Genomic DNA, 15594 nt, shown 5'->3' on the forward strand with positions numbered 1-15594 from the left:
CGCTGATTCTGATGTATTAACCCACACTGTGTTCCAGGCTTATCGCCAGCAGCTTTTGCGCTTCAACGGCAAATTCCAGCGGCAATTCAGAGAACACATCTTTACAAAAACCATTAACAATCATTGAGATGGCATCATCTTCGCTGATCCCGCGCTGTAAGCAGTAAAACAGCTGGTCTTCGCCGATACGCGAGGTGGTAGCCTCATGCTCCAGCTGCGCACTGTTATTCATCACTTCCACATACGGGAACGTGTGCGCGCCGCACTCTGTGCCGATAAGCATCGAGTCACACTGGGTAAAGTTACGGGCGTTTTCCGCCCCCGGCAGCACCTTAACCAGTCCCCGGTAGCTGTTCTGGCTTTTCCCGGCGGAAATCCCTTTCGAGATAATGGTGGATTTGGTATTGCGGCCGATGTGGATCATTTTGGTGCCGGTGTCCGCCTGCTGTGTGCCGTTAGTCAGGGCAACAGAGAAGAATTCACCGACCGAGTTATCCCCTTTGAGGATCACACTCGGGTATTTCCAGGTAATGGCCGAGCCGGTTTCAGACTGTGTCCACGACATTTTGGAATTTTCGCCCTCACACAGTGCCCGTTTGGTGACAAAGTTGAGGATCCCGCCTTCGCTGTCACCGCCGGAGAACCAGTTCTGCACAGTGGAATACTTCACTTCCGCATCCTTATGGATGATCACTTCCACAACCGCCGCATGCAGCTGATAAGTGTCACGCACCGGTGCGGAGCAACCTTCAATATAGCTGACGTAACTGCCCTCATCCGCAATCAGAATAGTACGTTCAAACTGACCGGTTTTGGCTGCGTTAATGCGGAAATAGGTGGATAACTCCATCGGGCAGCGCACCCCTTTCGGGACATAGACAAAGGTGCCGTCGGAGGCAACCGCCGAGTTAAGCGCGGCAAAAAAGTTATCGTGATTGGATACCACGGTACCGAGGTATTTCTGCACCAGTTCCGGATAGTCGTGAATCGCCTCCCCGAACGAGCAGAAAATCACACCGTGTTTCTTCAGCTCATCACGGTAAGTGGTTGAGACGGACACGGAGTCAAAAATCGCATCGACTGCCACCGCCTGCCCTTCGCGAACCGGCACACCGAGTTTTTCAAACGCTTCTTCCACTTCACTGGTCAGGAAACTGCCCGCCGGGCTTTGCACCGCCCCCGGCTGTGAGCCGCAGGTATCATCACACGAGCCGCATGACGGCGCGGAGTAATAGCTGTAATCCTGATAATCCAGCTGCGGATACTTCGCCTTCAGCCAGTGCGGCTCTTCCATCCCCAGCCAGTGCTGAAAAGCCTCCAGCCGGAAATTGAGCATCCACTCCGGTTCATTTCGTTTGGCGGAAATGGCGCGGATCACATTTTCATTGATCCCTTTCGCCAGTTCATCCGTGGCGACGTTAGTGAAGAAGCCCTCTTTATAGCGTCCGTCATTCAGCCAGGTCCGGACGTCTTCACCAATCTCTGCATTGCTCTGAGACATAATATGGCTTCGCTCTTAAACCCCGAAGCTTTCACCACACCCGCAGGCATGCTGAGCTTTCGGATTATTAAATTTAAATATCTGATTCAGCCCTTCACGGACAAAATCCACTTCCGTACCGTCGATAAACGGCATGGCTTTGCGCGGAACATACAGCCGGGCACCGTCGCGCTCAAACAGCATATCCTCTGCATCCGCCTGATTAATCATTTCAAAAACATAACCAAACCCGGCACAACCGGATTGTTTGACACTCAGGCAAAGCCCGATACTGTCCGGGGTGTTTTTCATCAGTGTCACAATCTGTTTTGCAGCAGCCGCTGTCAGTGTGATCCCTGTCCAGTCGTTGTCATTCAGTGAAAAGGTTTCCACCGGGTTGGTGCTGTGTGTTGTCATTATTGACCTCATAAAATTCGACGGGAGCTCTCCGTAAACACCATGTTAATGATAATATTTCTCACTTCAACCACTTGCTTTGAAAGGATATTCCGATTGTTGCTTAAATAATAGACAAGCATATCCGGCAAGCGTTATCATTTTTGAGCGAAAAGTTAATTAATTTGTTGTTTGTAAAAGAGATTATTTATCAATGATAAATGCTTATTACCGTACCAGACAGTACAGTATCAATGGCACAAAAGGATCATTATAAATACGACTTTTGCAGGGAGGTGCCGGTACACGGATATTCCGGACAGAATTCACGTAATACCGGCTGATATGTTGCTCAGATGTTATTTTTTTGACCCGCGCAGAATCGCAGTGGTCAGACGGGAAATACAGCATAACCGCTGCTGTTCATCAAAAATCTCAATAGACCAGACCTGCTGATTGCACCCGAGGTGTACCGCCTTACAATAACCGGTAACAACACCACTGCGCACCGCACGGACATGGTTGGCATTAATCTCAACACCGACCACGGTTTCATCCCCTTCACTGCACAGATATCCGGCCACCGAGCCGAGGCTTTCCGCCAGTACCACCGATGCCCCGCCGTGCAGCAGGCCGTGCGGCTGTTTGGTCCGGTCATCGACCGGCATCGTCGCGATCAACTGCTCCGGCTCCACTGTCGTGAAAACAATGCCCAGGTGGCTGAGCATATTCCCTTCCGAGATGCGATTCAGTTCTGCCGGTGTTGCAGGTCGTTTCCATATCATTAATAAGCTCTCCGCGTCGTGTTTTATCCCGCTGTCAGGATACCAGTGTCAGCAGCGCCTGCAACGGGTGCAGCATCACGTTACCTTCCATCCGCTTTACCTGGCTGCGGCAGGAGTACCCGGTGGCCAGGCAGCGTTCTGACGGCAGCGACTGGTACGGCTGCGCCCAGGAAAGCTGATAGATTCCTTTCGAACGCGCCAGGTTCGGCATCTCATGACCGTAAATCCCCGCCATACCGCAGCAGCCGGTACTGACCGATTGCAGTGTTGCGCCAAAGCGGCAGAACAGATTCTGCCAGATTTTTACACTGTCCGGCAGTGCGGTGGACTCGGTACAGTGGCTGAACAGATACCAGGGGGGAGTATCCTCACTGACATCTTTCACCGGTAATAAATCAGTATATTCTGTCAGAAATTCATGGACTAACATCACGCTGAACTGCTGTTTTTCCGGTGGCAGAACGGCTTTGTATTCATCGCGGTAACAGAGCACCAGTGCCGGATCGACACCTGCCATCGGACAGCCGAGCCGCGCCACCCGGTTAAGAAAATCTGCGGTTTTATTTGCCGTGCGGGCAAACCGGGTGAGAAAACCTTTAATATGCTGCGCTTTTCCGTTCGGGCTGAACGGCAGCAGCACCGGCTGAAAACCGAGTTTTTCCGCCAGCGCGGCAAAGTCAGCCACCACTTTTGCGTCAAAATAGCTGGTGAACGGATCCTGAACGATAAAAAGATAGCGCCCGGCCCTGCGCTGTTCCGCACTCATGCTTTCCAGCATTTCCAGGGTGACAGAAACTGCGTTGCTCCCTGCCAGCTGCTGCTTCAGTGATGGTGACGACAGCAGCGGTAAATCGGTCATACCCACTGTTTTTTCACTGAGTTTCTGCACCCACGGCTGTTTCAGGAAAAAGTTAAATACCTGCGGTGCTTTCGCCATCAGCGGCGCACCGGCTTCCGCATTCGCCACCAGATGGTCGCGCAGTGGCCGCAGATAACGTCCGTGATAGAGCGCCAGAAACCGGGCGCGGAATTCCGGCACATCGATTTTAATCGGGCATTGTGTGGAACAGGCTTTGCAGGCCAGACAACCGGACATCGATTCCTTCACTTCATGGGAAAAATCATATTCCCCGCGTGAGGCCCGCCGCGTATTGCCGATTTTTTCAATCAGTCCGCGAAGTGAAATGCGGTTCTGCGGCACCGCCTGTGATAATAACGCAGGATCCGTGCCCTGCTCTGCCAGCAGCCTCAGCCACTCTCTCACCAGTCCGGCTCGGCCTTTTGGTGAGTGAAAACGGGATTGCGTCACTTTCATTGACGGGCACATCGGGCTTTTGACATCAAAATTAAAACACAGGCCGTTGCCGTTACAGTTCATCGCGCCGGAAAAGGTATTTCTGACCTCAACGGGGATCGTTCTGTCATAGGTACCGCGCTTGATGGCATCCACCTGCATCATCGGTGCATCACTGGTTAACGGCGCACAAATTTTGCCGGGATTGAGCCGGTTTTCCGGGTCAAATGCCCCTTTGATACGGCGCAGTTCACGGTACAGCGTGTCACCGAAAAAAGCCTCACTGTACTGCGCCCGGAATCCTTTACCGTGCTCACCCCACAGCAGGCCGCCGTATTTGGCAGTCAGCGCAACGATATCATCGGAAATCTGCTTCATCAGCATTTCCTGTTCCGGTGAGCACATGTCCAGCGCCGGACGCACATGCAATACACCCGCATCCACATGGCCGAACATGCCGTATTCCAGATGATGGCTGTCCAGCAGCGCGCGAAATTCGGTGATGTAATCCGCCAGATGTTCCGGCGGCACACAGGTATCTTCGACAAACGGGATCGGTTTTGCCGCCCCTTTACTGTTACCGAGCAGGCCCACCGCTTTTTTGCGCATTGCATAAATACGCTCAATACCACTCAGTTCACGGCAAACCTGATAGCCAATCACACCCGCCTCATTATTTGCCATCAATGAATCCAGGCGTTCACACAATGACGCAACCTGTCCGTCAATCAGTACTTCATCATCACCGCAGAATTCAACGATATTTAATCCCAGCAGGGTCTTATCAGGCACATCCGTGATCAGTTCACTGACGGAATGCCAGACGATATCTTCCCGTGCCAGATTCAGCACTTTTGAATCCACGGTTTCCACGGACAGCGCCTGCGCCGCCACCATAAACGGTGCATTGCGCAGCGCGGAATCAAATGCATCATATTTGACATTCACCAGGCGGCGCACTTCCGGGATCGGCGTGATATTAAGTTTTGCCTCAGTGATCACCGCCAGTGTACCTTCGGAGCCGGTCAGGATACGGGTCAGATCAAAGGTCTGCATATCATCACTGAAGACATGGCGCAGATCATAGCCGGTCAGAAAGCGGTTGAGCTTCGGAAAGCTCTCCAGGATAGTCTGCCGGTGAGTTTCACAGCTCTCCAGTGTGGTGCGGTAAAGTTCCCCGGCCGTACTTTCCTCCTGTGCACAGCGCCGCGCCTCACTGACCGGCAGCGGCGCGGTATCCAGCAGATCACCGTTAAGCAGTACCGAGCGCAGACCCAGCACATGATCAGACGTTTTGCCGTACACCAGTGACCCCTGCCCGGAAGCATCAGTGTTAATCATCCCGCCCAGCGTGGCGCGGTTGGAGGTGGATAACTCCGGTGCAAAAAAATAGCCGTACGGTTTCAGATAGGCATTGAGCTGATCTTTAATCACCCCCGCTTCCGCCCGCACCCAGCCCTGCTCCGGGTTAATTTCCGGAATGCGGTTCATATAGCGGGATAAATCGATCACCACCCCGTTATTCAGCGACTGACCATTAGTGCCCGTACCGCCGCCGCGCGGGGTAAAGGTAACCGGCCGGAATTCATCCTGTGCGGCGAGGCGCATCACCAGAATCACATCGGCGGTCGAACGCGGGAAAACGATTGCCTGCGGCAGAAGCTGATAAATACTGTTGTCGGTCGCGAGGGTCAGCCGATCGCCATAGCGGGTGGTGGTATCGCCGGTAAATCCGCTTTCATTGAGGGCGTGAATATAACGTTCAACCGCCGGGCTTACCTGAGGGGATTGCGTTAATCGTGGGATCATTATCTGCGGCTCTTTTATCATAAATGGTCACATTGCAAATCTGACAATATAATTATGTGGTTAACTCTTCATTCTGATGCATGATTCATGCGAGAATATTCACCTTAACACACAATGTATTCATTTTGCGCCTGCAATAAAATAACGCAATATTTGCGCTCCTTTATCGGGAACAACCAGTTAATTCATTTACAAAGGGAAACTTATCCGTGGAAAAATCGCAACCGGGTTATGATTTACCTAAACTAATATTCGCCGTCGGAGCGATATCAATTCTCATTGTCATTAGTTTTTGGGTATTAAGTCCGTTTCTTCCGGGCTTTGTCTGGGCGGGTATGATAGTGATTGCCACCTGGCCGGTTTATACCGCAATCCGCCGCCGTGTCCGTAACAGCCGCTGGATAGCCGCATCCATTATGGTCATGCTGATTATTCTGTTGTTTGTCTTTCCGCTGGCTTTGCTTATCAACAGTATCGTCGAAAACAGTGAACCGCTGATGCGCTGGGTCAAAGCTCCGGGGCAGCTGACACTGCCGGAGCTGTACTGGCTCGACTCAATCCCGGTTATCGGGCCGAAACTGTTTGCCAGCTGGACAACTCTGGTCGCCAGCGGCGGTAACGCCATGATGGCGAAAATCCAGCCTTACCTTGGACAGGGCGCGGCCTGGTTCCTGACACAGTTACTGAGCGCCGGTAAATTCCTGTTCCACCTGGCGATTATGCTGCTGTTCAGTGCCCTGCTCTACCTTCAGGGCGAAGAAACGATGCGCGGCTTCCGCCATTTCGCCCTGCGTCTCGCCGGGATGCGCGGTGACGCCGCCGTGTTGCTGGCAGCCATGTCTGTACGCGCTGTGGCACTGGGGGTTGTGGTCACCGCATTAACCCAGGCGATTATCGGCGGACTGGGTCTGGGGCTGGCCGGCGTGCCGTTTGCCGCGATTCTGACTGTGCTTATTTTTATCTGCTGTGTGGCACAACTCGGCCCGCTGCTGATTATGATCCCGTCCATCATTTATCTGTTCTGGACAGGAGATACCACCTGGGCTGTGGTAATGATTGTCTGGGCCGGTATTGTTGCCACCATGGATGGCATTCTGCGTCCGTATCTCATCAAAATGGGGGCCGATTTACCGATGGTTCTGATTCTGACGGGTGTTATCGGCGGGATGTTATCACTCGGCATGATCGGACTCTTTATCGGCCCTGTCGTGCTGGCAGTTTCTTACACACTGCTGAAAGCATGGATGAATGATGTGCCAACGCCGTCAGATGACCTGACGGAAGTTCGTGCTTATATGGAAGAACAACTCTCGGAAAAAGAATAAGTTTTTAATCAGAGGTGCAGAAACGCACCTCTGATATATTTAATTAATTATTCAATTATGGTTCATAAATAGCATTAATAATTTGAAATATTAATATACATTGAGAAAAATACACCGGACTTATTCCCGTTACGGACAGAGGTTCTGAATATATTTCACTTATCTAACAATCAGTAAATATATATATTGAGACAATTCTTAATGCAGGCATATCTTAATTATTTTAATATATCCGCCATCAAGTAACGAATTAAAAGGTATTGTTATTCATTACAATGATACCTTCCGAATACAAATATTGCTGTGTGTAGTCTTTGCCTGTCAGCCCATGATAGGCTTTTTTTTTGCCTGTAATTCAGGATATCTGATTTGGTTTTATTTTGATTTGCCTTAAGTGCTGACGAATATTCTAACATTGAATACCAAAAAAAAGCCCGAAATAATCCGGGCTTTTAATCATTTTAAATGACTGAATCAGTGATTTTCTGCTAATGAAATCCAGGTTTTCACTACAGTATCCGGATTAAGAGAAACACTGTCGATTCCCTGCTCCATCAGCCAGGCCGCAAAATCCTGGTGGTCGGATGGTCCCTGACCACATATTCCCACATATTTGTTACGTGCTTTCGCCGCTTTGATCGCCATCGACAGCAGTGCTTTCACCGCATCGTTACGCTCATCAAACAGGGTGGAAACCACACCGGAGTCACGATCCAGACCCAGCGTCAGCTGTGTCATGTCGTTGGAGCCGATAGAGAAGCCGTCAAAATATTCGAGGAACTGGTCAGCCAGCAGTGCGTTTGACGGGATTTCACACATCATAATCAGGCGCAGGCCATTTTCGCCGCGCTTCAGACCATGAGCCGCCAGTTCATTCACCACAGCTTCTGCCTGTGCCACTGTACGGACAAACGGAATCATCACTTCGACGTTAGTCAGATCCATATCGTTACGCACACGTTTTACCGCTTCACATTCCAGCGCGAAACAGTCACGGAAATCATCATGCACATAACGGCCTGCACCACGGAAGCCCAGCATCGGGTTTTCTTCATGCGGTTCGTAGATATCCCCGCCGACCAGGTTGGCATACTCGTTGGATTTAAAGTCAGACAGACGGACAATCACTTTCTTCGGATAGAACGCTGCGGCAATTGTGGCAATCCCTTCAACCAGACGACCGATATAGAATTCCACCGGATCATCATAGCCCTGCATCATGCTGCGGATTTCCGCCTGTAATTCCGGGGTCTGCTGATCAAATTCCAGCAGTGCGCGCGGGTGTACACCAATCATACGGTTGATGATAAATTCCAGACGCGCCAGACCGACACCTTCATGCGGCAGGCAGGCAAAGTCAAATGCACGGTCAGGGTTACCGACGTTCATCATGATTTTGGTGCCCACTTCCGGCATTTTATCGATTTCAGACGAATGAATATCAAAATCCAGTTTACCGCCGTAGACATAACCGGTATCCCCTTCAGAACAGGAAACCGTCACTTCCTGACCTTCTTTCAGAAGTTCGGTGGCATCGCCGCAGCCGACAACCGCTGGGATCCCCAGCTCACGGGCAATGATTGCCGCGTGACAGGTACGGCCGCCGCGGTTGGTAACAATCGCCGCGGCTTTCTTCATGATCGGTTCCCAGTCCGGGTCAGTCATATCAGTGACTAACACATCACCCGGCTGAATACGATCCATCTGGCTCAGGTCATGGATCACTTTGACCACACCGGCACCGATACGGTGACCGATTGCACGGCCTTCAACCAGCACAGTACTCTGGCCGTTCAGCTGATAACGTTCCATCACCTGCTGATTGGAACGAACGGTTTCCGGACGCGCCTGCACGATATACAGTTTGCCGTTGTTACCGTCTTTCGCCCACTCGATATCCATCGGACGACCGTAGTGTTTTTCAATGGTAACAGCCTGTTTTGCCAGCTCTTCCACTTCACTGTCGGTCAGTGAGAAACGTTTGCATTTTTCTGCGTCCACATCTTCAATGCGAACCTGTTTGCCGTGGCTGGTGTCATCCGCATAAACCATCTGAATTTTCTTGGAACCCATGGTGCGGCGGACAATGGCCGGACGGCCTTTTTCCAGGGTTGGTTTGTGGACATAAAACTCGTCCGGGTTTACCGCGCCCTGCACCACCATCTCACCCAGCCCGTAAGCGGATGTGATAAAGACCACCTGGTCAAAACCGGACTCAGTATCGATAGTGAACATCACGCCGGAAGACGCGAGGTCAGAACGCACCATGCGCTGAACACCGGCAGACAGTGCAATACCACGGTGGTCATAGCCCTGATGCACGCGGTAAGAAATCGCGCGGTCATTAAATAATGAAGCAAATACGTGCTTGATGGCGACCATAATCGCATCAATGCCCTGCACGTTTAAGAAGGTTTCCTGCTGTCCCGCGAAGGAGGCATCCGGCATATCCTCAGCCGTTGCGGAAGAACGCACAGCAAAAGATGCGCCTTTCTCGCCTTCGGACAGCTGTTCATACGCCTGACGGATATCCTGCTCAAATTCCGCAGAGAACGGGGTATCAATTACCCATCCGCGGATCTGCGCACCGGCTTTCGCCAGCTGGTTGACATCGTCAACATCCGTTTTATCCAGCAGCTCATAAATACGCTGGTTGACGCCACTTTGCTCAAGAAAGTCATTGAAGGCCTGTGCCGTGGTGGCAAAACCATTGGGAACAGACACGCCTAATCCGGAAAGATTGGTTATCATTTCACCTAAAGACGCATTTTTACCACCGACACGGGGTACGTCATTCATACCTAATTGGTTATACCAAAGTACATTACACGGGGTTTGACCATTGTTGGACATTGCAAGCAATCCTTTTAACATTCAAAAGAAGGTAAAATCGGAAATACGGGCTCTGCTGAGCATCAGAAACAGATTATCACAATGTTTGTAAGAATATAGACAGGTGAATCGATCAACCCGATTACAATATTTTTTTATCCTTTATAATCATGTTTTAATTTATTTGTGCCGTTGCTCCGGATTATCGATTCAGCAAAAAACATAGGAAAATAAATAACATGTCTATCACAACCGGCTCATCTTCTGATACACAAAATAAAGAAACACGGAGTGTCTTCTTTATTTCTGACGGAACGGCTATTACGGCGGAAGTATTAGGTCATGCTGTATTGTCTCAGTTCCCTATTGATATTATCGCTTACACTCTGCCTTTCGTGGCAACCGTAGAGCGTGCGCTGGAAATCAGACAAAAAATCGATACCATTTTTGAAACCACCGGGTTACGCCCGCTGGTGTTCTACTCCATTATCTGTCAGGACGTGCGCGAAGCTATTACCGGCAGTCAGGGCTGCTGCCAGGATATCGTCCAGACCCTGGTGGCACCGATTCAGAAAGAGATTCAGATGGAACCTCAGCCGATGTTCAACCGGACGCATGGTTTATCCAAACGTAATCTGAGTCAGTATGACGCCCGTATCGCCGCCATTGATTTCGCGCTGGCGCATGATGACGGCGTTTCCCTGCGTAATATGGATCAGGCTCAGGTGATTCTGCTCGGCGTTTCCCGCTGCGGTAAAACCCCGACCAGCCTCTACCTGGCGATGCAGTTCGGTATCCAGGCTGCCAACTATCCGTTTACCGCAGATGATATGGACAATCTGCAGCTGCCTGCCGCCCTGAAACCGTATAATAAAAAACTATTCGGTCTGACCATTGATCCTGAACGTCTTGCCGCTATCCGGGAAGAGCGCCGCGAAAACAGCCGCTACGCCTCAATCCGCCAGTGCCGGATGGAACTGGCAGAGGTGGAAGCACTGTATCGCAAACACAAAATCAGCTACCTCAATACCACAAACTATTCGGTGGAAGAGATATCGACAAAAATCATCGATTCTCTGGGATTAAACCGCCGTATGTTCTGACAGCGGAAACGGTTAAGTGGATCACATTCCCCCGGTGATCCACTTTCTGCAATTGTATCTTGTAATCATCACGTTTTCGTTTATTGTGATCGGTATCACTGTGGTTTCACACAGCAACTGACCGAATTCAGAGACAGCATTAATCTATGGAAAAAACGGATGAACTGCGCACACGGGCAATAGACAAACTGATCACCCCGTCTGCGCTGGCCGGTGAGTTTCCGGCCACAGAAGCAATTAATAAGAATGTCGCCACATCACGAACCCGCATTGAACACATTTTAACCGGCGACGACCCGCGTCTGCTGGTGATTATCGGCCCCTGCTCCGTGCATGACCCGATTGCCGCACTGGATTACGCACAACGCCTGAGCGAGCTGCTGCCAAAATACAGCGCGCGCCTTGAAATTGTGATGCGTACCTATTTTGAAAAGCCGCGTACGGTTGTCGGCTGGAAAGGGCTGATTTCAGATCCGCGTCTGGACAACTCCTGCCAGGTCAATGAAGGTATCCGGCTGGCACGCAAACTGCTGATCGACGTTAACGCACTGAATGTCCCGACAGCCACCGAGTTTCTCGATATGGTCACCGGCCAGTATATTGCGGATCTCATCAGCTGGGGGGCAATCGGTGCCCGCACCACGGAAAGCCAGATCCACCGCGAAATGGCCTCCGCGCTCTCCTGCCCGGTCGGCTTCAAAAACGGGACTGACGGCAATATCAAAATTGCGATTGATGCTATCCGTGCCGCACAGGCCGGTCATATGTTCCTGTCACCGGATAAAGACGGTCAGATGACCATTTACCAGACCAAAGGCAATCCGTTCGGGCATATTATTATGCGCGGCGGCAAAACACCGAACTATGCCGCCGGTGATATTGCGCACGCCTGTGATCAGCTGCGCCAGTTTGACCTGCCGGAACATCTGGTGATTGATTTCAGCCACGGTAACTGTCAGAAAATCCACCGCCGTCAGCTGGATGTCGCCAAAGATGTCGCACAACAGATTAAAGACGGTTCGCGGGCTATCGCCGGTGTTATGGCGGAAAGCTTTATTCAGGAAGGCACTCAAAAACTGGTCAATCACAAAGCACCTGTGTACGGGCAGTCGATTACTGACCCGTGCCTGAGCTGGGCGGATACCGTCACCTTGCTGGATATTCTGGCGGACGCGGCGAATGCCCGTTTCAGCTGATTTTTTCCTTATTATGAAACAGGATGCCCGGCATCCTGTTTATTCATCACTCGTAGTTATCATTTACACACCATATAGTTGAGATACAGCTCACTTTTTCCATGTAAATCCCCCCTCCGGAAAGAAATCGCTTGTACAGATTCCGTCATCTGCTGATAATAATTTGCGAGTGAGAATTGATATCAAATAAAACTATATGACTGAAAATAATCAGAATTCTGTGATATCCGGACGTTCCGGATATAAAAATACAGCAACGAATAAGATCACAGTTATCAGCAGCGAGGCACTTCTGGGACCTCAGCAACGCATTATTATCCACCATCAGAATGAGGAATATCACCTGCGCCGGACAAAAAACGGAAAACTGATTCTGACCAAATAATATACCGGCCAGCCACCTGTTTCCTTAAGGCAGCCAGCTTACTTTTTGACACCTGTTATCCGGTTTGCACCTGTTCGGTACAAACCATGAAAAAGTAAGGATCTGCTATGCGCAATAAAACACTCTCCCGTTATATCGCCCTGAGTAAACGGGATTTATTCGCCTGTTCCTATGATATTGCTAAAAAAATGCGCATATCCGAGGCGGAGCTGGCACACTGCCGGGTCGGATATGATACCTGCCGCCTCACACCGGATATCCCCGCTATTTTTCGTTTACTCGCCACTATCGGCGATCTGAACGGCGTTACCGAAAATGACAATGCTATGCAGGAGCACTGCGGCACATATGCTAATGTCGAGTTCGGGGAACATGCAAGCCTGCTGCTGAATCCGTACGGGCTGGATTTACGCTTTTTCCTGTCTCAGTGGCACTCTGCATTTGTGTTAGCAGAAAATACGCTGAGCGGGCTGCAACACAGCCTGCAATTTTTTGATCGTCACGGCGATGCTGTCCACAAAATATTCACTACGCGTAATACGGATATGACCGCCTGGAAACAACTGACTGCACAATTTGCCACACATGACAATCCGCGGGTTACCCCCAGACCCGTCGTCATGCCTGCTTCCGTACCACTGACACCGGAACAGCAGGCTGAATTTACCCGCAACTGGCAGCAAATGACCGATGTACACCAGTTCTTTACTCTGCTGAAAAAATTTAATATCAGCCGCTTACAGGCATTCCGTTATGTGGATAACACGCTGGCACAGCGGGTAGATAACAGTGCATTATTACGGCTGCTCACACTGTGCGAAAAAGATAAAAATGACATCATGATCTTTGTCGCCAACCGGGGGTGTGTCCAGATTTTCACCGGCGCCATCAACCGGCTCGAAAGGATGGTTTCCTCGGATAGCGGAAAATACTACATTCATATTTTCAATGAGTTATTCTCTTTCCGCATGGTTGAATCAAACATTGCGGAATGCTGGATAACCCGTAAACCCACTAAAGACGGTATTGTTACCAGCATGGAATTATTTGATAAAAACGGCCAGGCTATCGCCCAGTTGTTCGGGCAGCGCACCGAAGGTGAACCGGAACAAACTGTCTGGCGCCGTCAGATTGATATCCTGCTGTCAAACAATATCGATAAGGCTGTAGCATGAAAAAATATATCTTGCTGCTGCTGTTCTGCTTTTGTCCGTCTGCACTCAGTGTACAAGGTGGTATTATTACCCTGGGCGGGGATGTCACCGAGATTGTTTTTGCACTCGGTGCCGGAGATCGGGTCATTGCCCGTGATACGACCAGTGAGCATCCGCCACAAGTCACTCAGTTACCGGATGTCGGCTATCTGCGGCTGCTTAATGCGGAAGGTTTGTTATCACTTCAGCCCTCACTGATTCTCGCCAGTGAACTGGCCTATCCTTCCGCCGTATTATCTCAGATTAGTATGGCTGGTATCCCTGTTGTCACCGTGAGTGCAAAAGCGGAGCTTACCGCTATTACAACTAAAATCAGTCAGATTGCGGAAGCTCTGGCTTTGCAATCAGCGGCTGCGGCCCTGACTGCCGACATTGACCGTAAACTGAATACCGTTCCGCAAACGCCACTGCCGGTGAATGTACTGTTTTTGCTCAGTCACACGGGTACCGCCCCGATGGCGGCCGGTACAGATACCGCTGCTGACAGTCTGATCCGCAGTGCGGGCGGAAAAAATGCCGCCGGTTCTTTTCGCCGCTACCGGCCTCTGTCTGCAGAAGGGATGATTGCCGCTCAGCCGGATTTAGTGGTGATCACCCGCAGCGGTCTGGCTTCACTCGGCAGCACCGACAAGCTGTGGCAGTTACCGGGACTGGCGCAAACCCCCGCCGGAAAACACCAGAGAGTATTGATAGCCGATGATATGGGTTTTCTCGGCTTCGGGTTACAAACACCTGAAACACTGCGTCAGTTACGCAAAGCGATGGAGGTAACAGCTGCGCTATGAACAATCCGCCTGCTTTTCACCTGCGCCGCCTGTGCCTCTGTTTGCTGTTATCAGTCATGATATTTACTGCCATGAATACCGGCGGACTGCCGGTTTCTGTCAGTGCATTCCTCCGGGGTGAGATCACCCCGCAACTCTGGCAAATTTGGTTGTCTGTCCGTCTGCCGAGGATTGTACTGGCTGTTATGGCTGGCATGGCACTGGCGACTGCCGGTGTATTATTGCAGGGATTGTTCCGCAACCCGCTGGCTGATCCCGGTTTACTCGGGATCAGCAGCGGTGCTGCCGTTGCCGTGGCACTGGGCATTGTCTTTATCGCGCCTTATCTGAGCGGTACACTCACACTGTATCTGCACATTATTACCGCATTCAGTGGTGCGCTTTGTATCAGCGGGCTGATTTTTATGCTCAACCGCCGCCGTCAGCCATTACTGCGCCTGTTACTGTGCGGTATCGCCGTTAATGCCATCAGCATGTCTTTTGTCGGTGTACTCAATTATCTGAGTGATGATAAAGAATTACGTCAGTTTTCGCTCTGGATGATGGGCGGTACCGGGCATATCAGCTGGGTTCTGCTGCTGCCGGCTATCATACTGATACTCCCCGTATTTTATGCTGCATTCAGGCTGTCACGTCCGCTGGATATGATTCAGCTGGGAGAGGAAGAAGCACATTATGCCGGCGTCAATGTCCGCCGGACACAACAGTGTGTACTGCTGATCAATGCCCTGCTTACCGGTATTACAGTGTCACTGTGCGGAATTATCGGTTTTATCGGCCTGGTTATCCCCCACCTGATGCGTATGATTTTCGGCTGGCATCACCGGCTTCTGCTGGTGACATCAGCCCTTGCAGGCGCCCTGCTGTTACTGCTTTCGGACACCCTTGCCCGCACCCTGGTGGTACCGGCAGAAATTCCGGTCGGGTTACTGACCGGACTGCTCGGCGCGCCTTATTTTCTCTGGCTGATTTTCTCGGTGAAGGAATAAT

Annotated in this window: 12 protein-coding genes; 7 read left to right on the top strand and 5 right to left on the bottom strand. The window is 50.9% G+C overall.

The window, feature by feature from the left end; translation table 11 throughout:
* Positions 1–16: 16 nt before the first annotated feature.
* The 4 genes from sufB to ydiJ form a co-directional block, all read right to left on the bottom strand.
* Positions 17–1501 (bottom strand): Fe-S cluster assembly protein SufB, encoded by a 1485-nt coding sequence (gene sufB, locus U868_RS0109035; RefSeq protein WP_025153004.1) that lies wholly within the window; start codon positions 1499–1501, stop codon positions 17–19.
* Positions 1502–1516: 15 nt separating this feature from the next.
* The gene (gene sufA / locus U868_RS0109040) at positions 1517–1897 is read right to left on the bottom strand and encodes a Fe-S cluster assembly scaffold SufA (protein ID WP_004235425.1); all 381 of its coding nucleotides are present in this window, start codon (positions 1895–1897) and stop codon (positions 1517–1519) included.
* A 338-nt stretch (positions 1898–2235) separates the two neighbouring features.
* A complete protein-coding gene (locus U868_RS0109045; RefSeq protein ID WP_025153005.1) occupies positions 2236–2661 on the bottom strand; it encodes a hotdog fold thioesterase in 426 nt (141 codons plus the stop codon).
* Positions 2662–2695: 34 nt separating this feature from the next.
* Complete coding sequence (ydiJ, locus tag U868_RS0109050) at positions 2696–5764, bottom strand: D-2-hydroxyglutarate dehydrogenase YdiJ (RefSeq protein WP_025153006.1); 3069 nt, start codon at positions 5762–5764, stop codon at positions 2696–2698.
* Positions 5765–5973: 209 nt separating this feature from the next.
* Here ydiJ and ydiK point away from each other — a divergent pair, with 209 nt between their 5' ends.
* Positions 5974–7089, top strand: coding sequence for an AI-2E family transporter YdiK (ydiK, locus tag U868_RS0109055; RefSeq protein ID WP_025153007.1), 1116 nt, complete (start codon positions 5974–5976; stop codon positions 7087–7089).
* 474 nt (positions 7090–7563) lie between these two features.
* Here the strand turns inward: ydiK and ppsA are convergent, their stop codons facing one another.
* The gene (gene ppsA / locus U868_RS0109060) at positions 7564–9942 is read right to left on the bottom strand and encodes a phosphoenolpyruvate synthase (RefSeq protein WP_025153008.1); all 2379 of its coding nucleotides are present in this window, start codon (positions 9940–9942) and stop codon (positions 7564–7566) included.
* 218 nt (positions 9943–10160) lie between these two features.
* Here ppsA and ppsR point away from each other — a divergent pair, with 218 nt between their 5' ends.
* The 6 genes from ppsR to U868_RS0109090 all read left to right on the top strand — a co-directional run bounded on the left by ppsR (position 10161) and on the right by U868_RS0109090 (position 15593).
* Positions 10161–11024 carry a posphoenolpyruvate synthetase regulatory kinase/phosphorylase PpsR gene (ppsR, locus tag U868_RS0109065; RefSeq protein WP_025153009.1) on the top strand — a complete coding sequence of 288 codons (864 nt, stop codon included), beginning with the start codon at positions 10161–10163 and terminating at the stop codon, positions 11022–11024.
* Between the two features lie 146 nt (positions 11025–11170).
* Positions 11171–12220, top strand: a complete 1050-nt coding sequence (locus U868_RS0109070) for a 3-deoxy-7-phosphoheptulonate synthase (RefSeq protein ID WP_025153010.1) — start codon at positions 11171–11173, stop codon at positions 12218–12220.
* A 196-nt stretch (positions 12221–12416) separates the two neighbouring features.
* Complete coding sequence (gene hemP / locus U868_RS0109075; protein ID WP_025153011.1) at positions 12417–12605, top strand: hemin uptake protein HemP; 189 nt, start codon at positions 12417–12419, stop codon at positions 12603–12605.
* A 107-nt stretch (positions 12606–12712) separates the two neighbouring features.
* Positions 12713–13780 (top strand): hemin-degrading factor, encoded by a 1068-nt coding sequence (locus tag U868_RS0109080; protein WP_025153012.1) that lies wholly within the window; start codon positions 12713–12715, stop codon positions 13778–13780.
* On the top strand, positions 13777–14604 hold the full coding sequence (locus U868_RS0109085; protein WP_025153013.1) for a heme/hemin ABC transporter substrate-binding protein: 828 nt from the start codon (positions 13777–13779) through the stop codon (positions 14602–14604). Before U868_RS0109080 ends, U868_RS0109085 begins: the two co-directional genes overlap by 4 nt.
* Positions 14601–15593, top strand: a complete 993-nt coding sequence (locus U868_RS0109090; protein ID WP_025153014.1) for a FecCD family ABC transporter permease — start codon at positions 14601–14603, stop codon at positions 15591–15593. Before U868_RS0109085 ends, U868_RS0109090 begins: the two co-directional genes overlap by 4 nt.
* The last annotated feature ends 1 nt before the right edge of the window (position 15594 follow it).

It is taken from the genome of Morganella morganii H1r, assembly GCF_000633515.1.
In the GTDB taxonomy this organism is placed as follows: Bacteria; Pseudomonadota; Gammaproteobacteria; order Enterobacterales; family Enterobacteriaceae; genus Morganella; species Morganella morganii_B.